Consider the following 21,674-nt stretch of genomic DNA (forward strand, 5'->3'; position numbering starts at 1 on the left):
ACCACGCGGTCAGCGCCATTCCACCGCGAACGCCCGGCCCGGGTTCTCCGTGAGGATGCGCCCCACCAGGTCCTCGCCCACCGCGTGGACGAGCCGGGGGCGCACCCGGCGCAGCAGATACGGCATCCCGGGGCCGCCGCACACCGAGCGGGCGGCGGCCGTCGTGGTGTCCGCGCCCAGCAGCAGCCGGTCGCCGAACCCGGCGTCGGCGAGGGCCCGCACGGCGTCGGGCATCCGCCAGTCCGTGGCGTGGTGGGCGTGCGACGGGCCGTCGAAGGCCAGATAGCAGCCGGACTCGGCGGCCTGCCGGTGCAGCACGAGGTCGGGCGAGCGGTTGAGGTGCCCGAGCACCACGCGATGCGGCGGCACCCCCAACTCCCCGCACAGCAGGTCCAGTACGTCCAGCGCACCGGTGCCCAGCTCCAGATGCACGGTGATGGTCACGCCCGTGGCGTGATGCGCCTCGGCGGCCGCCGTCATGGTCCAGCGGGCGTGCGCGTCCAGGGCGTGGAAACCGCCCGCGACCTTGACGAGCCCCGCGCGCACTCCCGACGTGCCGATGCCTTCGGTGAGTTCGGAGACGAAGACACCGGCGAGCCGGTGGCGCAGCCCTCTCAGTGTGCCCTCGTCGTAGTGGACGGCCTGGTGCAGTCCGGTCGCCGCCACCACGTGCACCCCGGTCTCCCGGGACAGCGGCGGCAGATCGGCGGCCCGCCGCCCGAGCCCGTACGGCGTCCACTGCACCACGGCACCGCCGCCCTGCTCCCGGAACGCGACCAGCTCCGCCCGTGCCGCCGCCACGCCGCGCAGCTCCTGGCCGGGCAGCCGGGGACTGCCGAAGAAGAGGTGGTCGTGGGCGTCGCACACGCCGAGCGCCGCGGGCGGCACGTCCCCCAGTACCGTGCGGACCGCGCTCACCACCGGCGCCCCCGGGGCAGGCTGTCCCGGCCCGGTGCCGACAGGTGCAGCACCTCGAACACGTCGCCATCGGTCTTGGGCCTGTCGTGCTCCCAGAGGGAGAAGTGCACCAGCTCCCAGCGGCTCGTGTCGACGGCCGCCGCGGCGAGCAGGGCCCCGTCCTCCGCAGCCAGCCGCCGCGCCTCCCGGACCGCTTCCTCCACCGCCTCGGCCAACGGCCCCGACGCCGGGACGGGTTGGCGCCGCAGTACCGCGAACCGCGCCTGCGCACCGCCCCCTTCCTCGTACGCGAGCCCCGTCCACTGCCGTACGGACGGCCGCCCGAAGTCGTCACTGAGCCCCTGGAACCCGCCGCCCCAGAGGAAGGCGTTCATGCCGTCGACGGTGTTCCACAGATAGAAGGGCGCGTACTGGTTGACCGGCGAGCCGCGCAGACCGCGCTCGCGCACCAGATAGGCCTTGAAGCCGAGCCCGTCCCAGTCGTCGAGCAGCCGGCCCAGGCGGGCGACCCGGTCGCGGATGACTCCCATGTCGTAGTCGGCGGGCAGGGTGAGCTCGTACTGCATGGCGTGCATTCAGGCCCTCCTCAGGCGGAACGGGGTGCCAGCAGGGACAGCAGCCCCCGCACCCCTGCGTCGAACGCGGCGGGGGAGCCGGAGGCGCGGGCCAGGACGTATCCCCCCTGGACGGTCGCGACGACCGCCGCGGCGATCTCCCCGCCGTCCAGCGAGGGCGCGAACTGGCCCTGCCCCTTGCCCTCTTCGACGATCCCGGCGATCCGCTCCCGGATCCAGTCGAGCGTCTCGTCGACCGGGGCGCGCAGCTCGGCGCTGGCGATCACGTCCGGGTCCATGGTCAGCCGGCCGATCGGGCAGCCCCGCAGTACGTCCCGCTCGCGCCGCAGATACGCCTCGATGCGCTCGTAGGGCGTTCCCGGGCCGTCGAGTACTCCCGCGGCGGTAGTCCGCATCTCCTCGGCGGTCCGCCGGATCGCGGCCAGCGCGAGGTCGGGCTTGCCCTTGAAGTGGTGGTACATGCTGCCCTGCCCGGCGTCCGCGCGCTCCAGGATCGCCTTGGGGCTCGTGCCCACGTAGCCGCGCTCCCACAGCAGCTCGCGCGTGGACTCGATCAGCCGTTCCGAGGTGCTCATGACCTCACTGTACATACCAGTAGTTACAGAAGTCGAGACCGCGGGGAGCACCCGGGACCCGCCCGCCTACTCCCCACGGGGTACGCACAGTGCCGCTGGCCGTACGACGACCGGGGACCCCTCGCGGGACGACTCTCGTCAAGCACAGACAGGACATGGCAGCAAAGCATCCGAGGAGTTGGACGACATGCAGACCCTGGCGAACTTCGGTGACGGCGGCCCCGGCCCGTGGATCCTGTTTTTCCCGGTGATCTGGGCCCTGGTCATCGGCGGCGGCATCGCGCTGCTGCGCCGCACGGTGTGGCGTGGCCGCCGCGGCGGCCCCTGGCGGCAGCCCCCGGTCGGGAACGACTCGCCCATCGCCGTCCTCGGGCACCGCTTCGCCTCCGGCGAGATCGACGAGGACGAGTACTGGCGCCGGCTGTCCGTGCTGAACGAGGAGTTCGGCCGCAAGGGAGGTGCGGCATGACGACGACCGCCACGACGACCACGCGGCCCGCCGCCCGGGTCGTCGACGCGGTGAAGGTGTACGGCGGTGGCGACACCGCCGTGCGCGCCCTCGACGGCGTGACCGTGAGCTTCCCGGCCGGCCGCTTCACCGCGATCATGGGGCCCTCGGGCTCCGGCAAGTCCACCCTGATGCACTGCGCGGCCGGGCTGGACACGCTCACCTCTGGCACCGCCGCCATCGGCGACACCGACCTGGGCGGCCTCGACGACCGCCGCCTCACGCTCCTGCGCCGCGGCCGTGTGGGCTTCGTGTTCCAGGCGTACAACCTGGTACCGACCCTCACCGTCGCGGAGAACATCAGGCTGCCCCTGGACCTGGCGGGCGGCCGGGGCGATCCGGAGTGGATCGACGCGCTGATCGACGTCGTCGGACTGCGTGACCGGCTCCACCACCGGCCCGCCGAACTCTCCGGCGGACAGCAGCAACGCGTGGCCGTGGCCCGGGCGTTCGCCGGACAGCCGGACGTCGTCTTCGCGGACGAGCCGACCGGCAACCTCGACTCGCGCTCCGGCGAGGAGGTGCTCGGCCTGCTCGGCCGCACCGTACGCCGGACGGGGCGCACGGTCGTCATGGTCACCCACGACCCCGTGGCCGCCGCGCACGCCGACGAGGTCGTCTTCCTCGCCGACGGACGCCTGGTCGACCGCATGGAATCCCCCACCGCCGACCGGGTCCTGGACCGGATGAAGGCCTTCGAGGTGCCCTCATGAACGCCTCCGTACGCCTGAGCGTGTCCTCCCTGCGCGCCCACCGGCGGCGCTTCGCCGGTACGTTCCTCGCCGTGTTCCTGGGCGTGGCGTTCCTGGCCGGGACGCTCGTCATGGGCGACACGCTGCGTGCCGGTTTCGACTCGATGTTCGGCAAGGCGACCAGTGGCACCGACGCCGTGGTCCGCAGCGCCGACGCCATCACCACGCCCGGGGAGAGCCAGGGCGTACGGCAGCCGGTCGCCACCGACCTGGTCAGGACCGTCGAGAAGGTCCCGGGCGTCGCGGCCGCCGTGCCGAACATCCAGGGCGCCGGGCAGCTCGTGGGCGCGAACGGCGACCCCATCGGCGGCCAGGGCCCGCCCACCCTCGCCGGCAACTGGATCACCGACCCGCAGCTCAACCCGTACCGGCTCGCCGAGGGGCGGGCCCCGCAGAAGTCCGGCGAGGTGGTCGTCAACCGCGGCACCGCCGAGAAGGGCGACCTGAAGATCGGCGACACGACCACCCTGCGCACCCCCGACCCGGTCCGGGTGACCGTCGTCGGCCTCGCCACCTTCGCCGGTGCGGACGGCATGGCGCAGGTGACCTTCACCGGGATGACCGCGGCCGACGCGGAGAAGTACCTCACGGCCAGGCCCGGCGAGGCGGCGAGCATCCAGGTGCGCGCCGGCCCCGGGGTGAGCCAGCAGGAGCTCGTCGACCGGCTGACACCCGTCCTGCCCCCGGGCGTCGAGGCCATCACCGGCCAGGAGTCGGCCGAGGAGAACAACGAGATGATCTCCAGCCAGTTCCTGGGCATCTTCACGCTCTTCCTGCTGGTGTTCTCCGGCGTCGCCCTGCTGGTGGCGACCTTCTCCATCCACAACACCTTCGCCATCGTCGTCGCCCAACGCACCCGTGAGAACGCCCTGTTGCGGGCCTTGGGCGCCTCCCGCCGCCAGGTCACCGTCACCACCCTGGCGGAGGCCACCGCCGTGGCCGTGACCGCGTCCCTGGCCGGCCTGGCGGGCGGCATCGGCGTCGCGGCCGGGCTCCAGGCACTGTTCCCGGCCATCGGCTTCCCGTTCCCCGAGGGCGACCTGGTGGTCAAGGGCCTGTCCCTGGCGCTGCCACTGGCCGTCGGCATCGTCGTCTGCCTGGGTTCCGCCCTGCTGCCCGCCGTACGCGCCGGCCGCACCGCACCCCTGGCCGCCCTGCGCGAGACGGCCGTCGACACCTCCGGCGCGTCCCGCCTGCGGGCGGTCACCGGCACGGGCCTGGTGGTGCTGGCCCTCGCCCTCACCCTGGCCGGCGTCCTCGTGTCACCGTCCGTCTGGCTGGCGGGTTCCGGCGCCGTGCTGGCCCTGGTCGCCTTCGTGGTGCTCGGCCCCGTGGCCTCCGCCACCGCCGTCCGCATCCTCGGCAGCCCGCTCGGCCGGCTGCGCGGTGTCACCGGCGCGCTGGCCCGGCGCAACGCCCTGCGCAGCCCCAAGCGCACGGCCGCCACCGCCAGTGCCCTGATGATCGGCGTGGCCGTCGTGTCGCTGTTCACGGTGTTCGGTGCCTCGCTGAAGGCCACCATGGACCAGACCGTGTCCCGATCCTTCGCGGGCGACGTGGCCGTCAGTGCCCCGTCCTTCGGCGCCGGCGGCAGCGGACTGAGCCCTCGGCTGGCCGGCGCGGTCCAGAAGCTGCCCGAGGTGAGCACAGCGGTCGGACTCGGCCGGGGTGTCGCCAAGGTCGACGGCGAGGGCCGGGCCCTCACGGTCACCGACCCGGTCGCCCTGGAACGCACCTTCGACCTCGGAAGGATCGAGGGTTCCCTGCGCGACCTCGGGACCGACGGCATCGCCGTCACCGAGAAGGAAGCCGACCGGCAGCACCTCACCACCGGCGGGAAGGCCCAGCTCACCTTCACCGACGGCAGGAAGGAGACGTTCACCGTCCGCGCGGTCTACGGGCAGTCCGAACTCGCCGGTGACTACGTCATCACCCGCGCCGCCTGGGCCCCGCACCGCACCCAGGACTCCGACACCCTCGTCGCCGTCACGTTCAAGGACGGCGTGAGCACGGACGCGGGCAAGGCGGCGGTGGAGAAGACCGCCGCCCGGTACGGCAACCCGGAGGTCCAGACCCGCGACGAGTACGCGCAGTCCTCGGCCGGCGGCATCGACATGATGCTCACGCTGGTCTACGCCCTGCTCGCCCTCGCCGTGGTCATCGCGCTCCTCGGCATCGCCAACACCCTGACCCTGGCGATCCACGAACGCACCCGTGAACTCGGCCTGCTGCGGGCCGTCGGCCAGACCCGCTCCCAGCTGCGGGCCATGGTCCGCTGGGAGTCGGTGCTGGTCGCCGCCTTCGGTACGGCCGGCGGGCTCGCCCTCGGCGCCTTCCTCGGCTGGGTCCTCGTCAGGGCCTCGGACGGCGCCAGTGACAGCGCCTTCGCCTTCGCCATACCGCCCGGGCAGCTGGCGGTCGTGGCCCTCGTGGGTCTCGCGGCCGGGGCTCTCGCGGGGCTGCGCCCGGCCCGGCGCGCGGCACGCCTGGACGTGCTGCGGGCCATCGCCACCGAGTGACCCCGTGGGTGTCCGCCCACGCGGCCCCCGTGCGAAGGGTGGTCACCGCCCGGTCAACCGGCAACGGCGGACCGGGCGGGAGCATGTTCGGGCAGCAGCCCGTCGGCGGCGTGCCCGACCTCCGCGAACCTGCGCGCGGGTTTCTCCTGGACCGTGCGCCGGGCCGGGCGAGACGGCGGCGACACCGCGGCGGAGGTCGTCGGGAGGGTGAACCACACGACCTTGCCGGACTCGCCGTCCGGCCGGACGCCCCAGCTCTCGCTCATGGCGGCCACCATCGCGAGCCCGCGCCCGCAGGTCGCCAGCGGCTCGGCGTCGTCGACCACGGGCATCCGCGGGTCGTGGTCGCGCACCGAGACCGTGAGCCGGTCGAGCAGCAGCTCTATCTCCACGGTGCACGTCTTGTCGGGCTGGGCATGCCGGTGGACGTTGGACAACAGCTCCGTCACCCCGAGCGAGGCCCGGTCGATCAGAGCGTCCAGATGCCAGTAGCGCAACTGCGCAGAGACGATTCTGCGGACCTGGCCGATCCGCGACGGCAGGGCTTGGAGCTCCACCGTGCAGTGCCTGCTTGGGTAGCTGATCACGGCTGCGACTCCCCGACGTGAGGTCCGGAAGAACACGGAGTTCGGATCCAGCAGGGCGCCTTCGTGACGCTGTCGCCCGCTGTCGTGGCCGGCGGGCTGGTTCGCAGCGTTATCGCCGGTAAACCCAGAGTGACGTGAGACCAGAGTGACGCAGGGGGTGGGGTACCGCAACTCGCGGACATCTCAGCCGCCGCGCCCCGCCGCCCTGCGCACGGCCTCGATGAAGCGCCGTGCCGCCGGCGGCCCCGGCTCGCCCGGAGCGGGATCGTGGTCGCCCAGCGTGAGCTGGTAGCGGTTGCCGTTGAGATCCGCCGTGGCCCGGTCATCGGGGCCGAACCAGGGCTTGGAGGCGCGCACCGCCTGCACCGGCGCGCTGTCGATCTCACTGCCGTAGCTGGTCAGCAACTCGAGCCGGCCGTCGCTGATCCGGACCTGTCCGGCCCGGGTGAGCGAACGCAGCCGCTTCCCGATCCGCACGCCCGTGGCCCTGAACTCCGGCTCCGCCATGCCACCCGCCCCCTTGTGCGCGTCGGTGCACCGGCCCGCCCTCTGCGCGGTGCCCGGCACAGGCTCGTGTCCTGATCCAGTGTGCCCCCGTCCGGAGACCCGCTCCGGTGGTGCGCCCTACCCCTGCCGGTACCCCGTCCGGGGCTCCGGTCCCGCGGTTGAAGTCTGCCCCCACCCGGCGTCGAGCACCAGTACAGCAGACCCCCTCTCCAGGGGGCGCCCGGAGCACACACACAAGTGCGCCCCCGGGACCGCGCGCCCCCTTGCCCCGGGCCCTGCCCCAGGGGGCGCTTTGGGGGGCTCAAAGGTGCGTTTATGCAGGTGAGAAGCGTGCGGAAGGTGCTTATGATCGGGGTGTCGGCCGCGCGACGCGTCGTCGGCGCGCAGCGTTAGGAGCCCCCTCGTGAGCACTCCCCAGCAGACCCGGACCGGTGTGACCCTCGACGTCGACCACAGTGACGCCGCCTACCGCGCATGGCTGAAAGAGGCCGTCCGCAGAGTCCAGGCCGACGCCAACCGCTCGGCCGACACGCACCTCCTCCAGTTCCCCCTGCCCGAGCGGTGGGGCGTCGACCTGTACCTGAAGGACGAGTCCACCCATCCCACCGGCAGCCTCAAGCACCGGCTCGCCCGTTCGCTCTTCCTCTACGGCCTCTGCAACGGCTGGATCCGGCCGGGCCGCCCGGTGATCGAGGCCTCCAGCGGCTCGACGGCCGTCTCCGAGGCGTACTTCGCGAAGCTCATCGGCGTGCCCTTCGTCGCCGTCATGCCGCGCACGACGAGCGCCGAGAAGATCCGCCTCATCGAGTTCCACGCGGGCCGGTGCCACTTCGTGGACGACCCCCGCACGATGTACGAGGAGTCCGCCCGCCTCGCGGCCGAGACCGGCGGCCACTACATGGACCAGTTCACCTACGCCGAACGGGCCACGGACTGGCGCGGCAACAACAACATCGCCGAGTCCATCTTCCGGCAGCTGCGCAGGGAGCGGTTCCCCGAGCCGGCGTGGATCGTCGCCACGGCGGGCACCGGCGGCACCTCGGCGACCCTCGCGCGCTACGTGCACTACATGCAGTACGACACCCGCGTCTGCGTGGCCGACCCCGAGAACTCCTGCTTCTTCGAAGGCTGGACCACCGGCGATCCGGACGTCACCTGCGACTGCGGTTCCCGGATCGAGGGCATCGGCCGGCCCCGTATGGAACCGAGCTTCGTGCCCGGCGCGATCGACCGGATGATGAAGGTGCCCGACGCGGCCAGTGTCGCCGCGGTGAGGGCACTGGAGCGCGCCATCGGCCGAAAAGGGGGCGGCTCGACCGGCACGGGCCTGTGGAGCGCGCTGAAGATCGTCGCGGAGATGGTGTCCGAGGGACGGCAGGGGAGCGTCGTGACACTGCTGTGCGACCCGGGGGACCGGTACCTCGACAAGTACTACTCGGACACCTGGCTGGCCGCCCAGGGGCTGGACATCGGGCCGTACACGGCCGTCATCGACTCGCTGCTGGAGACGGGCGTCTGGCCCGACTGACACGGCACCCCGGGCCCGCCGGCGGGCGGCTCTACGAAGCCGCCAGCCTCCGGTCCAGCGCCGAGACGGCGTCCCGGAAGGCCTTGGCCTGAGCCGCCCGGACCGGCTTCATGGCGAGCCGGTACGCCGCCGTCCCGTCGGTCGCGAACGTCCATTGCACCCGCGTGCCGGCACCGGCCGGGGCGAGCCGCCACTCCTCGGCGATCGCACGCACCCCGGGCACGTTCGTGACGTCGACGCGATAGGCGTACACCTCGGGTTCCCGCGCCGCGATGATCGACTCCCGGAACCGGACCCCTCCCAGGAGCCGGATGTCGCGGCCCTTCCCGTCGTCGATCGGGCGAGCGGCGCTCACCTGGGGAAACCAGTCGGCCCAGCCGGGCACGTCCGCCAGCGCCCGGTAGACGGCCTCCACCGGAGCGGAGATCTCCCGCACGGAGACGTGCCGTACGGGCGCGATCCCGACGAAGTCGAGCCCCACCGGGCGCAGACGGTGAGCCATGGACGAAGCCCTCCTGCACGGGAGCGGGCGATGGCCGGCAGCGTCACCCTAGCTGGCGGCCCGTCAGATGTCTGCCCCTTCCTCGGGCTCCCCGGCCACCACCAGCCGTCGCAGATGCTCCACGACCACACCGCGCGCCTCGTCCGGCAGACCGGCGTCCGTCACGAGCGTGTCGATCCGCTCCAGCGAGGCGAACGAACTCAGACCCACCTTGCCCCACTTGGTGTGGTCGGCGACCACCACGACCCGCCGGGCCGACTGCACGAGCCGCCGGTTCGTCTCCGCCTCCGCGAGGTTCGGCGTGGACAGGCCGGCCTCGACCGATATGCCGTGCACCCCGAGGAACAGCAGGTCGAAGTGGAGCGCCGCGATCGCCTGGTCGGCGACCGGCCCCACCAGTGAGTCGGACGGGGTGCGCACACCGCCGGTCAGCACGACCGTGGCCGCGCCCTGCCGCGGCCCCGAGGTGCGCTGCGCCGCGTGGAAGACGTCGGCCACCCGCACCGAGTTGGTGACCACCGTCAGGTCCGGCACGTCCAGCAGCTGCTGCGCCAGCGCGTACGTCGTCGTGCCGCCGGACAGGGCGATCGCCGCGCCCGGCGCGACCAGCTTGGCCGCCGCCCGTGCGATGTCCTCCTTGGCGGTCAGCTCCAGCCCCGACTTGGCCTCGAAGCCCGGTTCGTGCGTACTCGCCTCGACCACCGGGACCGCGCCGCCGTGCACCTTCTCCAGCACGCCCTGACGGGCGAGCGCGTCGAGGTCGCGGCGGACCGTCATGTCCGACACGCCGAGCTTGCGGGTCAGCTCGTTGACCCGGACCCCGCCCCGGCGGCGGACCTCGTCGAGGATCAGGGATCGCCGCTGCTCCGCGAGGAGGTTCTGATTCTCGCTCACGTACGCTCCGGTCCTTTCGCCTCAATGCCGTCCGTCAGGCCCAGCACACCTGCCCCAACCAGGACATTCTCTCCCGGCTCCGGTGCGCGGACGCCTCATCCTCGCATGTCGCGGAGCCGGCGGCGCCACCGACCGCTCGTCGCGCACATGTCACCCGCGGCTCTCCGCATGGTCACGGATCGGGGAGATTCCGTGACAGGAGGTGTGCGGCGGCGCGGAAGTGGAGATCCTTGTGCCCGCACGGACAGAGCCGACGGCGTGTCACGGGGGAAGTGCGAATCAGTGGAACGTGCGCAGGAACAGGCCTCGACCGGCGGGCCGGACCAGCCCGCCCGGCGGCCCGGTGAGACGGGGACCGCCCTGGAACTCCTGGTCCACGGCGTGGGCGGCACCACGCCGCAGGAGATGCTCGACGATCCGCGCACGGTGCGGATCACCGGCGACGGCATCGCGGCCGTCTTCCGGCGCGCCGACGACGTCGACGCGGAGACCAGCCCCGACGGCCGCCGCCGCGACGGACCGGTGCCCGAGGCCTACGTCTGGTGCAACCTCACCTCCGGCAACGGCACCCGCGCCCTGTGGCTGTTGCTGCTGCCGTTCATGGTCGTCAACCTCGCCCACTGGATGCGCCCCAACGCCCGCGGCCGCCGCCGCACCGTGCGCCTGTACGGCCTCCTGGTGCGGCTCGCCGGGCTCACCCTGACGGTGCTGCTCGTCTCGGCGGCCTGCGAGGTCGCCCTCGACCTGGTGGCCTGGCAGTGCGCGGGCACGCGCGCGTGCGCCGACCGGCACTCCTGGCTGGGCTTCCTGTCGCCCACCGTCTCGGACGGCGGCTGGTGGAGCAGCCCCGGCCGCAGACTCGCCCTGGCGTCCTTCGTCCCGACCGCCCTGACCGGTCTGCTGTGGTACCTGTCCCGGCGCACCTGGAGCGACTACGAGTCCCAGCAGCCGCCGGCCCGCGACCCCGAGCCCGACGAGGACGGCGACCGTCCGTCCGCGCTGGGCCGGCCCGGCTTCTGGTACGGACGCCGGCTGGTCGCCCGGCTGCGTGCCGCGCACACCGCCGCCGGACTGGTCACGGTCGCCGCCGCGGTCGCCGGCGCCGCCGCCCGCCATGACCGCGAGCCCGGCGGCCCCGCCGCACTGAACACCATGGGCCTGCTCCTGGAGGCCGCCCTGGTGGCCTGCGCCGTCGCCGTGGTCTGGGTGGTGTGCCGCCGGGGCCGCAGCGAGAGACGCATCGACCGGGAACTCGACGAGCGCTTCGTACGACGTCTGCCGCTCGCCGCCCTCGTCCTGCTCGCCCTCGCCCTGCTGTACGCGGGCTGGGAGCGCCCCGGCTGGGAGTCGGCAGGCCGGCTGCCGGGCGACGCCACCTTCGGCGGTCTCGCCCTGGTCCAGGGCCTGCTCGTGATCGTCCTGGCCGGCGTCGCGCACGCACTGCACCGCACCGACCCCGACCGGCGGGCCGTACTGCGGGGCCTCGGCGGACCGGCCGTCGCGATGCTGGCCTGCGCACTGGGCGGCGTGATGTCCGGCGGCGTGTCGCAGCGCGTGTCCGACTGGCTGGACGGCACCGGGACGTCGATCGACGGCCCGCCGGTCCTGCTGACCTGGCAGGCGTCCGTGATCCCGCCCCTGATCGTGGTGCTGCTGGTGCTCTTCGGCTGGCTGGCCCACCGCGCCTGGCAGCTCGCCCGCGCCGAACGCGAGGCGGTCGCCCGCGACTATCCGGACGAGGTCCAGGACCGCGCCCGCACCAGCCGTATCGCCTACACCCGCGCGATGGCCTCCCTCACCGACCGGGGACCCCGCGTCGTCGCCGTCACCTCCGGTGTCACCCTGCTGCTCGGCGCCGGCGCCCTCGTGGGCGCACTGACCACCGACGAGACACCGGGCGAGGCGGCGCAGGGCACCTACCCCGTGGTCCACGGCGCAGCCGAGACCGCCCAGGCCCTCGGCTCCTGGCTGATCGGCCTCGGCTTCATACTGTTCGTCACCTGGGGCAGGCGCGCCTACAAGGACGCCGCCGCCCGCCGCACCATCGGCATCCTGTGGGACGTCGGCACCTTCTGGCCGCGCGCCGCCCACCCCTTCGCCCCACCCTGCTACGCCGAACGCGCGGTGCCCGACCTGACCTGGCGGATCGCGACCTGGACCCGCGTCACCGGCGGACGGCTGGTCATCTCCGGGCACTCGCAGGGCAGCGTCCTCGCCGCCGCCGCGGCCTGGCAACTGGCGCCGTCCACTCGCAGACGCGTCGCGCTGCTGACGTACGGCTCGCCGCTGGAGCGGCTCTACGGCCGCTGGTTCCCGGCGCACTTCGGCCCCGCCGCGCTCAGCTCCCTGCACCGGGAGATCGACTGCTGGCGCAACCTGTACCGGCTCACCGACCCCATCGGCGGCCCGGTGCGCCTGCCCGGCAACCACGACCTCGGGGTCGACCACGTGCCGTTGCAGGATCCCCTCTCCTACGGCCGCAACGACCTGCATCCACTGCCCGCGCCGATCCTCGGCCACTCCGACTACCAGGCGGATCCGGTGTTCGCCGAGGAGCGCCGCAAGCTGCTGGCCCGGCTGCGACCGGGCCTGCCGGCACCCCGTCACACGGCCGAGCCGCCCTGCCCGGGCCCGGAGGCCGAGCAGGGCGCGGAGGCGGAGGCCGGTGCGGAGGCCGGTGCGGACGCCGGTCCTCAGAGCAGCTCGGGCAGGTCCTCGGCGTAGAGGAGCGTCAGATCGTCCGTGCTCGGCTCGGGGAGCTGGGCGACCCGGCTCGCGTGCCGCTCCACCATCGCCTCGAAGGTCTGCCGCGCGGTGCGGCCGTTGCCGAACGCCGGGCCCTTCGGCATTTCCGTGAAGTACCTCCGCAGTGCCTGCGCCGCGCCCTCCGCCAGCCGGTACTCGTGCTCCTCGGCCTGCTGCTCCACGATCCGCAGCAGGTCCTCGGGGCCGTAGTCGCTGAAGGTGATGGTCCGTGAGAAGCGGGACGCCACCCCGGGGTTGACCGACAGGAAGCGCTCCATCTCGGCCGTGTAGCCCGCGACGATCACCACGACCGCGTCCCGGTGGTCCTCCATCAGCTTCACCAGCGTGTCGATGGCCTCCTTGCCGAAGTCGCGGCCCGCGTCCTCGGGGGACAGTGCGTACGCCTCGTCGATGAACAGCACACCGCCGCGCGCCTTCTCGAAGGCCTCCTGCGTGCGGATCGCGGTCGAGCCGATGTGCTCGCCCACCAGGTCGACCCTGGACACCTCGACCAGGTGGCCCTTCTCCAGCACACCGAGCGACGCGAGGATCTCGCCGTACAGCCGGGCCACCGTCGTCTTGCCCGTGCCGGGGGAGCCGGTGAAGACCAGGTGCCGCTTGACCGACGCCGCCTTCAGGCCCGCCTGCTGCCGGCGCCGGCCCACCTCGATCATGTCGGTGAGGGCGCGCACCTCGCGTTTGACGCTCTCCAGGCCGACCAGCGCGTCCAGTTCACCGAGCACGTCCTTGGAGGCGCGGGCCGTCTGCTCGGGCTCCGCGACCGGGGCCGGGGCCGGGGGCTCGGGTTCGGTGCGCTGCCCCGGGACCGCGCCCAGCAGGCCGGGGGAGTGACTCACCGTCTGCACGGCCGTCTCCCGCGCCGCCGGTGCCCGCAGGCCCGCGCTCTCGTCGCTGGTGCAGTCCTCGAACACGGGGCCTGCCCCGGACGACGCGTCCGCGCCGCTGTCCGCGAACTCGTAACCGCCGCGCGCGCACCGCTCCGTGCGGCATTTCCGCAGCGTCGTACGGCTGCCGTCGATCACATGGAAGCCGTAGCCCCCGCTGCCCGTCACCCGGCAGTTCTGGAAGCTGCCGCGGCCGCCGGCCGAGACGTACACCCCCGCTTCCGCGGGTGAGTCGATCGTGCAGCGCTCCACCGTGGGGTCGGCGCCCTTGGTGACGATGACGCCGGTCTGGGTGCCGTCCAGCGTGCAGTTGCTGAGGGTGCCGCCGCTGCCGTGGTCGCGGAACCAGGCGCCCGTCGCCGCGTCCCGGATCCGGCAGTCGTCGAGCTGCGCGGTCGCCCCGTCGCTCACCGACACGGCCGTGTTGCGCACCTGCGACAGGTCGCTGTCGACGACGTCCGCGCGCGAGCCGCGGTCGAGGACGAACAGGGCGTCCGGCACGTCGTGTACCCGGCACGAGTCGAGCACCGCCGTGGCGCCGTCGCTCACCCACACCGCCGGGTAGTCGCCCGTGCTGTCGAAGATCTCGCACTGGTTGGCGTCCACGCGTGTGCCCGGGTCCCACACCGACAGGCCGTTGCGCCCGAACTGCCGCACCGTGGTGCGCGTCAGCGTGAGGACGGAACGGGACCGCAGGTCGACCGCGTTCTCCGGGATGTCGTGGATACGGCAGTCGGCGAGCGTCAGCACCGCGTCCGTGTCGAGCGTGACACCGTCGGCCGTCGTGCGGTGCACATCGCAGTCGGTGAGGTGCGCGGTGGCCCGGCCGGTGATCTGCACACCGCTGCCCCGGACCTCGTAGATCTCGCAGCCCACCGCCTCCAGCGCGGAGTTCTCCCCGGTCGCCGACAGGCCCGAGCCGGAGGTGTGGTGCACCCGGCAGCGCTCCAGACGGGGATGGGCGCCGCCGCGCACCGCCACGCCCGCCTGGCCGGCCGCGACGACCTCGCACTCCTCGAACACCCCGCCCGCACCGTCGAGCACGGCGATGCCGATGCCCGCCGGATTGTCGACCGCGCAGCGCCGGACCGTGGGCCGGGCGCTGCCGCGCACCTCGATCCCGGCCGCCGACCGCGTGACCACCCGTACGTTGCTCAGCTCCGGCGTGCCCTCCTCCACCAGCACCGCGGGGGCCGCCGCGTCCTGGCCCTCCACGTGCAGGTCCTGGACCACCGCCGAGGCACGCACGGTCAGCGGCACGCCGTCCACGGGCGCGATCCGCACCGAGCCGGGGGAACCCTCGGGGCCGCGCAGCGTCACCGCCCGCTGCACCACCAGGTTCTCCCGGTAGGTGCCGGGGGCGACCGTGAGGACGTCTCCGTCGGCCGCGGCCTCCAGGGCAGCGGCGAGCGATGCGTACTCACCCGTGCGGCGCCGCCACCGCGACGTGCCGGTGTGCGTCACCTGGACCGTGCCCTGTGCCATGGTGTAGCTGTGCCCCCACCTCGGTCGTACTGATGGCTCGTTCGCCTTCGGGACGGCTTCCTCCGGTGTCGGGACCGCGACCGTGCCTGGCTTGGGGCCTGCGCGCGCACGCGGTATCGAGACCGGCGCGCCCCTCCTGCTCGCTCGCGCGCGGGTTGTGCCGAACGGTTCGGCCGGACCACCGTAGCGTGCGCGCGGCTGGTGGGATGACCAGAGCCGGAAGGCTGTCAGCTGCCGGTGCCCGTCCTGCCCCAGTCCGGGCCCGCCTTGTCCCATGCCTGGTCCCAACGGGCGTACCGGCGGCGGACCATGCGCCAGACGATCAGCCGTCTGCCGCCCTCGATGAGACCGCCGGCCACCAGGGCCGCGCCGAAGCCGGCGAGGACCGCGTGCGTCGACGCCGTCGCGGAGTCGAGGGGGCGGGCCACCATCCGGCCCTGCCGGTCGGTCCATATCCGGAACTCGTCGCCCTGCTGCGGGTCCTTGAGGCTCGCCAGCACCGAGCCGTGCTGTGCGGTGCCGTCCGGCGCCGTCCAATCGGCGAGGACGCGGGTGCGCAGATCCCGGCCCGTGGACGTCTCCGGGTCGGCGTCCAGCGGGGAGCGGTCGAGCTTGCGGACCACTGTGGCCGTCACGAGGTGCCGTGCTTCGTGCTGCTCGCGGACGGAGCGCTGAAGGGCGTCCTGGGCGGCGCCCCCCACGAGGAAACCGGCCATCGGGGCGGCCAGGAGGATCAGCACCAGGGCCGCCAGCGCCACCCAGGCCTCGGCCAGATCGGTGGCGCGGCACAGTGGGTTGCGCCGCCAGCGCCAGAGTCCACTGATCGCTCGCACTGCCTGCACCCCCTTCCCGCTCCGTGATAACCCCCGGCGGAGCCGTCCACGCGCCGACCCGGCGAAGAGAGAGCGAAATCACCTCTCACCGGCGACTCTCATGAACTTCTCACACAAGGCCAACGCCCGGGCGCACGGGGCGGTTCCCGCCCGGGTGCAGGCCTCCGGCCCGGCCTACTCGAGGATCCTGACCGGGTCACCGACGCGGATCGTGCCCCCGGACAGGGGCACCAGGTTCTGCCCGAAGACCAGTTTGCCGCCGAGCCGCCGGTGCCGCCCCAGGCTGTACAGGGGCTCGCGGCCGCGCTCGCCGGTGCCCTGGTCGGTGGTGGTCACCACGCATCGTCCGCAGGTCTTGGCGACGCGGAAGGACACGTCCCCGATGGTCAGGCGCGACCAGTCGTCCTCCGCCCAGGCGTCGGTGCCCGTCACGACCACGCTCGGCCGGAAACGGTTCATGGGCAGCGGGCCCTCGTCCGCGTGGTCATCCTGCGCGATCAGGGCGTCGAGGGAGGCCGTGGTGGTGAGCAGCAGCGGAAAGCCGTCGGCGAAGGAGACGGTTTCACCGGGACGTGCGTACTCCGGGTCGACGGGCCGACGCGTGGCCGGGTCGTCCATGTGCGCGAGGCGCACGCCGATGCCGAGGTAGGCGCTGCACCAGGCGTGCGCGGCCTCGTCCTCGGCGGGCACTGCGTCCACCTTGTCGCGGAAGATCTGCACCGGCACCGTGCCCCACGGCCGGGGAACCGGCACCGTCAGGGGCTCCATGCCGGGTGCGGACAGCCGGACGCCGCCGTCCGGCACAAGCTCGGCGGCGGCCAGTGCCAGGCGCGGCTGCTGGCGTTGCGTGACGACCTTGCCCGCGTCGTCGACCAGAACCCAGCGCCGGTCTCCGGCCAGCCCCCAGGGCTCCACGGCGGCCTCCCGGGGCGCGATGCCCCGGACCGCCTTGACCGGATGGACGTGGATCGAGTGCAGGTGTGCGTTCCCCATGGGGCCATCGTGCCAGCCGGCACCGACAGCCCCCGGGTGGGCGGCTCAGTAGCCGCGGTACTGCTGGTTGTTGTACGGGTCCTGATAGGGAGCCTGGGCGGGCCGGGGAGCCGCGGGGCGCATCGCCTCGTAGCCGGCGCCGGGTGCGGCCGGGCGCGGCTGCTGCGGCTGGGGGCCGGGGTAGCCGCGCGGTGCGGTCGCCTGCTGCGGGATGTACGCCGCGGGCGCCTGCTGGAGCGGGGCGGGTTGCTGCGCCTGCGGATACCCGTAGGCGGGCTGGGACGGGGCCGCCGGAAGAGCGGGCAGCGCCGAGGGGAGGGCGGGCAGGTTGCCGCCCGGCGTGTCGTACTGCGCGGGGACCCGGATCGGGGCGATCTGCGGGGTGCCCCGCTCGGCGACGAGCTTGTCGTAGATCGGGGTGTCCGGGAAGGAGGCGGAGTAGTAGCCGCCGCCATAGGTGGAGCGGGGGGAGGTCATGGCACATAAGTTAAGCCCACGATGTGCTGGTTGGGGAGACCGATAAGAGGGTTGTTTTCCGTGTCCGCAGTGACCGGGTATCCCCAATGCGAGCGAACTCGGCAAAAAGGGGCGCCGAACAAGGCTCCGATCGTGTAAAGGCCGAGTTCCGGGCCGGTTACCAGGAGTTGGCCACCGGTCTTCCGCCGGCGGTGCATGGGAGTTCGCCGCGGGGAGGAATAGGTTGTGCGGACGGAACTCGACGGACGGCCGGGATGTGCCTGGCGCGGTGACTCGCAATGGGGGCGGACATGCAAATGCTGAAAGGTTCAAATACTCCTGTGCCCACCGCGGCGTTGCGCGTGGAATTGGGCTGGCGGGCCGGCCCGGGGGTGCCCGACGCCGACGCCTCCGCTTTGCTGCTGGTAAGCGGAAAGGTCCGCTCGGACGCGGACTTCGTCTTCTACAACCAGCCCGCGCACTCCTCCGGCGCGATCCGGCACGAGGGCAAGCGGAACGCCGACGGCCGGGTGACCGACACGCTCCTCGTCGACCTCACGCGCGTGGAGCCCGCGATCGAGACGATCGTCCTCGCCGCCTCCGCCGACGGCGGCGCCTTCGGGCAGGTCCCGGGGTTGTACATCGAGGTCCAGGACACCGCTCAGGGATCGCCGGTCGCCCGCTTCGACAACCCGGGCGCCACCACCGAAACCGCTTTCGTGCTCGGCGAGTTCTACCGCCGCCAGGGCGCCTGGAAGTTCCGCGCCGTCGGCCAGGGCTACAGCAGCGGACTAGAAGGACTGGCTACGGACTACGGCATCACGGTGGACGAACCGCAGCAGGCGGCCCCGGCACCGGTCCCGGCCGCGACTCCCGTGCCGCCCGTGGCCGCGCCCTCGGCGTACACACCCCCGCCGCCCACCCGGCCGGTGGCGCCGCCCCCGCCGGCCGCGCCCCCGGCGGCACCGCCCGAGCCCGTCCGCCTCACCAAGGTGACGCTCACCAAGGCGGCTCCCTCGGTGTCGCTCACCAAGCAGGGCGGAACCTCGGGCACCCTCCACGTGAACCTCAACTGGCAGGTGCGCAAGCAGTTCTCGGGGTGGAGCAGCAAGTTCGGCCGCCCTGCCGCGATGCACTCCGACCTCGACCTCGACCTGTGCGCGCTGTACGAACTCACCGACGGCAGCAAGGGCGTCGTACAGGCCCTCGGCAACGCCTTCGGGGCGCTGCACCAGCCCCCGTACATCCACCTCGACGGCGACGACCGCACCGGCGCCGTGTCGACCGGTGAGAACCTCACCGTCAATCTCGACCACAAGAACGCCCTCCGGCGCATCCTCGTCTTCGTCACCATCTACGAAGGCGCCCGGTCGTTCGCCGACCTGAACGCCACCGTCACCCTCCAGCCGCAGCACGGCGCCCCCGTCGAGTTCTTCCTCGACGAGTGCACCGTCCCCTCGCCGGTGTGCGCGCTCGCCCTGATCACCAACACGGGCGGCGACCTCGTCGTACAGCGCGAGGCGCGCTACCTCGTGCCCGAGCGCGGGGTGAGCCCGCAGCGGACCGTCGACTACGCCTACGGGTGGGGCATGAACTGGACCCCCGGCAGGAAGTGACTCCTCCCGGCGGCCGTGCGCGCGGCCGTCAGCCCTCGTCGGGCACGGCGTCCGGGCGGGCGTAGGTGCGGCCCTTCCAGGCCGCGCCGCGTCCCCGGTAGTGCTGCACCGCCGAGTCGACCGTCATGAGGAGGTAGAGGAACGCGGTGAACGGCAGCAGGGGAGCGAGCCACAGCGGCTGCCGGTAGTAGCGGAGCATCGGGACATACGTCCCCGTCATCACGAGCCAGGCCGACGCTCCGGCGATGGCCGTCGCCGCGTTCCCCGTCGCCAGGCCGGCCACGACCGCGACGGGCGGCACCAGATACACCAGCGCCAGCCCGGCGACCGTCCCGGCCAGCAGCAGGAGGTTGTGCCGCAGCTGGGCGTACGCGCTGCGCGACACCATCCGCCACAGGTCGCCCAGCCGCGGATACGGCCGGACGCTGTCCACCCGGTCTGCCAGCCCCAGCCAGACGCGGCCGCCGCTGCCCTTCACCGCCCGCGCGAGGGCCACGTCGTCGATCACGGCGTGCCGGATCGCGTCCGGGATCCGCGCCCGTTCGGCGGCCTCCGCCCGCAGCAGGACGCAGCCACCGGCCGCGGCCGCCGTCCGGGTGCCCTTCCCGCCGATCCGGCGGAAGGGGTAGAGCTGCGCGAAGAAATAGACGAAGGCCGGGACGACGAGCCGCTCCCACATGCTCTCCACCCGCAGCCGGGCCATCTGCGAGACGACGTCGAACCCACCCGTACGGGCCGCCGCCACCAGCTCCCGCAGGCTGTCCGGCGCGTGCGCGATGTCGGCGTCCGTCAGCAGCAGGTACTCGGGAGCACGCGCGCGTGCCAGGCCGATGCCGTAGCGCACCGCCCACAGCTTGCCGGTCCAGCCGGCAGGCGGCTCGCCCGGCGAGTCCACCGTCAGCGGCAGCCCGCCGTGCCGGCGTGCCAGTTCCCGCGCCAGGTCACCGGTGCCGTCCGTACTGCCGTCGTCGACGAGGAGGACCTCCGCCCGCCCCGGATAGTCCTGCCCGAGCAGCGACGGCAGCGCGTCGGGAAGCACCGCAGCCTCGTCGCGGGCCGGGACGACGACACACACGGACGGCCAGGCGTCCGGTTCCCGGCGCGATGGCAGTCGCACATCCGTGCGCCAGAAGAAGCCCTGACAGAGCAGCAGCCACAGCCAGGCGAGGAGTGATCCAGCGGCAGTCCACACAACGGCACTCACGCGCGCAGTCTGCCCCACCGGAACCGCCCGGCACCGCTCATCGTCTATCGTGATCGGGTGAAGATCGCGCTCATGGACTCAGGAATCGGTCTGCTGGCGGCCACCGCCGCGGTTCGGCGGCTGCGCCCCGACGCCGATCTCGTACTCTCCCTGGACCCCGACGGCATGCCGTGGGGCCCGAGGACCCCCGAAGACCTGACCGAGCGCGCCCTGGCCGTCGCCGAGGCGGCCGCCGCGCGCCGCCCCGACGCCCTGATCGTCGGCTGCAACACCGCGACGGTGCACGCGCTCACCGCCCTGCGCGCCCGCCTCGAACCGGAGCTCCCGGTCATCGGCACCGTCCCGGCGATCAAGCCGGCCGCGGCCGGCGGCGGACACCTCGCCATCTGGGCCACCCCGGCCACCACCGGCAGCACGTACCAGCGGACCCTGATCCGGGACTTCGCCGGCGGGGTTCCCGTCACCGAGGTGCCCTGCTGGGGCCTCGCCGAGGCCGTCGAACGCGCGGACGAGGCGGCGATCGACGCCGCCGTGTCCGCGGCCGCCGCCCTGACCCCCGACGAGGTGACGACCGTCGTCCTGGGCTGCACCCATTACGAACTGGTCGCCGAGCGCATCCGGGCCGCCGTCCAGCGCCCCGGCCGGCCGCCCCTCGTGCTGCACGGCTCCGCGGGCGCCGTGGCCGCGCAGGCCCTGCGCCGGCTCGGCCGGCAGCCCGCGCCGGGGGCCACGCCGCACGGCAGCCTGACCGTACTGCTGAGCGGACGCGAGGGCCCGCTGCCCGCAACCGCCCTGGCATACGCCGAAGGACGGCTGTTGCAGGCGGTCACGCCGACCGGCTGACCGGCACCGGCCACCCGGCGAGGCCGACGTGCGGAAACGCGCCGCTTCGTCGGCACACCGTGTCGGCCCGGCACGGTCGGCGTACGGGATCCGTCCCGCCGCCCGGCCGGCGCAGTAACGCTCCGCTACGAGGTACCAGCGGAGCGAAACCTGAGTAACCTCATAGACATGAGGGACCACCGCCACGGCGAGCACGCTCCCCACGCGCACACCGACGTCTGGACCGGCCGGGCCACCAACCGCGTCCAGTGGCTGCTGGCGCTCATCGGCGCCGCCTGCATGGCGCTGGGCATCGAACTGGCCGTCGACTCGGCCTGGACATCCGGCATCGCCCCGTTGGCCATGGCCGTGGTCGGCTGCATCGCCGCCGGGCTGCTGGTCCTCTTCGGAACGCTCGCCTTCGTGCACGTCGCCCTGCGGGTCGACCATGAGCACCTCGAGGTGCGCTGCGGCCACATCGGACTGCCCCGCCGCCGTATCCCGCTCTCCCAGGTGGCGGGCGCCACGTACATCTCGCACGTCACGCCCCGGCACTGGGGTGGCTGGGGCTATCGATGGCGGCCGGAGAAGGGCACCGCGGTGGTCGTGCGACGGGGTGAGGGCGTCGTGCTGGAGATGTGGGACGGACACACCTTCACGATCACCGTGGACGACGCGGAGGCGGCCGTACAGGTGATCAAGGCGCGGCTGGGGCGGACCAAGCCGGGCGCCCCCGCGCACTGAGCGGAC

20 protein-coding genes are annotated in these 21,674 nt (G+C 73.2%); 8 read left to right on the forward strand and 12 right to left on the reverse strand.

Annotated elements, in window-relative coordinates; translation table 11 throughout:
- Positions 1-9: 9 nt before the first annotated feature.
- From ACH4G3_RS21130 to ACH4G3_RS21140, 3 genes are read right to left on the reverse strand one after another with little or no spacing between them, the layout of a single operon-like run.
- Complete coding sequence (locus ACH4G3_RS21130) at positions 10-918, reverse strand: phosphotriesterase family protein (protein WP_397625937.1); 909 nt, start codon at positions 916-918, stop codon at positions 10-12.
- The gene (locus tag ACH4G3_RS21135; RefSeq protein WP_397625938.1) at positions 915-1,493 is read right to left on the reverse strand and encodes a DUF4865 family protein; all 579 of its coding nucleotides are present in this window, start codon (positions 1,491-1,493) and stop codon (positions 915-917) included. The genes ACH4G3_RS21130 and ACH4G3_RS21135 overlap by 4 nt, the downstream gene beginning before the upstream one ends.
- A gap of 11 nt (positions 1,494-1,504) precedes the next feature.
- Complete coding sequence (locus ACH4G3_RS21140) at positions 1,505-2,068, reverse strand: TetR/AcrR family transcriptional regulator (RefSeq protein ID WP_397625939.1); 564 nt, start codon at positions 2,066-2,068, stop codon at positions 1,505-1,507.
- 187 nt (positions 2,069-2,255) lie between these two features.
- Here ACH4G3_RS21140 and ACH4G3_RS21145 point away from each other — a divergent pair, with 187 nt between their 5' ends.
- From ACH4G3_RS21145 to ACH4G3_RS21155, 3 genes are read left to right on the forward strand one after another with little or no spacing between them, the layout of a single operon-like run.
- Entirely contained in the window at positions 2,256-2,537 is a 282-nt protein-coding gene (locus ACH4G3_RS21145) for an SHOCT domain-containing protein (RefSeq protein WP_397625940.1), read from the forward strand.
- On the forward strand, positions 2,534-3,289 hold the full coding sequence (locus tag ACH4G3_RS21150) for an ABC transporter ATP-binding protein (protein ID WP_397625941.1): 756 nt from the start codon (positions 2,534-2,536) through the stop codon (positions 3,287-3,289). The genes ACH4G3_RS21145 and ACH4G3_RS21150 overlap by 4 nt, the downstream gene beginning before the upstream one ends.
- Entirely contained in the window at positions 3,286-5,847 is a 2,562-nt protein-coding gene (locus ACH4G3_RS21155; protein WP_397625942.1) for an ABC transporter permease, read from the forward strand. Before ACH4G3_RS21150 ends, ACH4G3_RS21155 begins: the two co-directional genes overlap by 4 nt.
- 53 nt (positions 5,848-5,900) lie before the next feature.
- Here ACH4G3_RS21155 and ACH4G3_RS21160 read toward each other — a convergent pair whose 3' ends face one another.
- Together ACH4G3_RS21160 and ACH4G3_RS21165 are read right to left on the reverse strand one after the other, a co-directional pair.
- Positions 5,901-6,434 carry an ATP-binding protein gene (locus tag ACH4G3_RS21160; RefSeq protein ID WP_397625943.1) on the reverse strand — a complete coding sequence of 178 codons (534 nt, stop codon included), beginning with the start codon at positions 6,432-6,434 and terminating at the stop codon, positions 5,901-5,903.
- Between the two features lie 183 nt (positions 6,435-6,617).
- Complete coding sequence (locus ACH4G3_RS21165; protein ID WP_020274729.1) at positions 6,618-6,941, reverse strand: hypothetical protein; 324 nt, start codon at positions 6,939-6,941, stop codon at positions 6,618-6,620.
- A gap of 403 nt (positions 6,942-7,344) precedes the next feature.
- Here ACH4G3_RS21165 and ACH4G3_RS21170 point away from each other — a divergent pair, with 403 nt between their 5' ends.
- Complete coding sequence (locus tag ACH4G3_RS21170) at positions 7,345-8,469, forward strand: L-cysteine desulfhydrase Cds1 (protein ID WP_397625944.1); 1,125 nt, start codon at positions 7,345-7,347, stop codon at positions 8,467-8,469.
- A gap of 31 nt (positions 8,470-8,500) precedes the next feature.
- Here ACH4G3_RS21170 and ACH4G3_RS21175 read toward each other — a convergent pair whose 3' ends face one another.
- Together ACH4G3_RS21175 and ACH4G3_RS21180 are read right to left on the reverse strand one after the other, a co-directional pair.
- Positions 8,501-8,971: an SRPBCC family protein gene (locus ACH4G3_RS21175; protein ID WP_397625945.1), complete on the reverse strand. Its 471-nt coding sequence runs from the start codon at positions 8,969-8,971 to the stop codon at positions 8,501-8,503.
- Positions 8,972-9,034: 63 nt separating this feature from the next.
- Entirely contained in the window at positions 9,035-9,865 is an 831-nt protein-coding gene (locus ACH4G3_RS21180; RefSeq protein ID WP_086854236.1) for a DeoR/GlpR family DNA-binding transcription regulator, read from the reverse strand.
- Between the two features lie 282 nt (positions 9,866-10,147).
- Between ACH4G3_RS21180 and ACH4G3_RS21185 the strand changes: the two genes are divergently transcribed.
- Positions 10,148-12,589 (forward strand): hypothetical protein, encoded by a 2,442-nt coding sequence (locus ACH4G3_RS21185; RefSeq protein WP_397625946.1) that lies wholly within the window; start codon positions 10,148-10,150, stop codon positions 12,587-12,589.
- Here ACH4G3_RS21185 and ACH4G3_RS21190 read toward each other — a convergent pair.
- The 4 genes from ACH4G3_RS21190 to ACH4G3_RS21205 all read right to left on the reverse strand — a co-directional run bounded on the left by ACH4G3_RS21190 (position 12,559) and on the right by ACH4G3_RS21205 (position 17,303).
- Positions 12,559-15,000, reverse strand: coding sequence for a right-handed parallel beta-helix repeat-containing protein (locus ACH4G3_RS21190; RefSeq protein WP_397625947.1), 2,442 nt, complete (start codon positions 14,998-15,000; stop codon positions 12,559-12,561). The genes ACH4G3_RS21185 and ACH4G3_RS21190 overlap by 31 nt on opposite strands.
- A 227-nt stretch (positions 15,001-15,227) precedes the next feature.
- Positions 15,228-15,833 (reverse strand): Rv1733c family protein, encoded by a 606-nt coding sequence (locus ACH4G3_RS21195; protein ID WP_397625948.1) that lies wholly within the window; start codon positions 15,831-15,833, stop codon positions 15,228-15,230.
- Positions 15,834-16,007: 174 nt separating this feature from the next.
- The gene (locus tag ACH4G3_RS21200) at positions 16,008-16,826 is read right to left on the reverse strand and encodes an MOSC domain-containing protein (protein WP_397625949.1); all 819 of its coding nucleotides are present in this window, start codon (positions 16,824-16,826) and stop codon (positions 16,008-16,010) included.
- A gap of 45 nt (positions 16,827-16,871) precedes the next feature.
- Entirely contained in the window at positions 16,872-17,303 is a 432-nt protein-coding gene (locus ACH4G3_RS21205) for a DUF6643 family protein (RefSeq protein ID WP_059423876.1), read from the reverse strand.
- A 296-nt stretch (positions 17,304-17,599) separates the two neighbouring features.
- Here ACH4G3_RS21205 and ACH4G3_RS21210 point away from each other — a divergent pair, with 296 nt between their 5' ends.
- Entirely contained in the window at positions 17,600-18,898 is a 1,299-nt protein-coding gene (locus ACH4G3_RS21210) for a TerD family protein (protein ID WP_397625950.1), read from the forward strand.
- A gap of 28 nt (positions 18,899-18,926) precedes the next feature.
- Here ACH4G3_RS21210 and ACH4G3_RS21215 read toward each other — a convergent pair whose 3' ends face one another.
- Positions 18,927-20,120 carry a glycosyltransferase gene (locus ACH4G3_RS21215; RefSeq protein ID WP_397625951.1) on the reverse strand — a complete coding sequence of 398 codons (1,194 nt, stop codon included), beginning with the start codon at positions 20,118-20,120 and terminating at the stop codon, positions 18,927-18,929.
- A gap of 39 nt (positions 20,121-20,159) precedes the next feature.
- On the opposite strand from ACH4G3_RS21215, the gene ACH4G3_RS21220 reads away from it, so the two are divergent.
- Positions 20,160-20,945, forward strand: a complete 786-nt coding sequence (locus ACH4G3_RS21220) for a glutamate racemase (RefSeq protein WP_397625952.1) — start codon at positions 20,160-20,162, stop codon at positions 20,943-20,945.
- A gap of 168 nt (positions 20,946-21,113) precedes the next feature.
- Complete coding sequence (locus tag ACH4G3_RS21225) at positions 21,114-21,668, forward strand: hypothetical protein (protein WP_397625953.1); 555 nt, start codon at positions 21,114-21,116, stop codon at positions 21,666-21,668.
- Positions 21,669-21,674 lie beyond the last annotated feature (6 nt).

It is taken from the genome of Streptomyces afghaniensis (assembly GCF_044327915.1).
Taxonomy (GTDB): domain Bacteria; phylum Actinomycetota; class Actinomycetes; order Streptomycetales; family Streptomycetaceae; genus Streptomyces; species Streptomyces afghaniensis.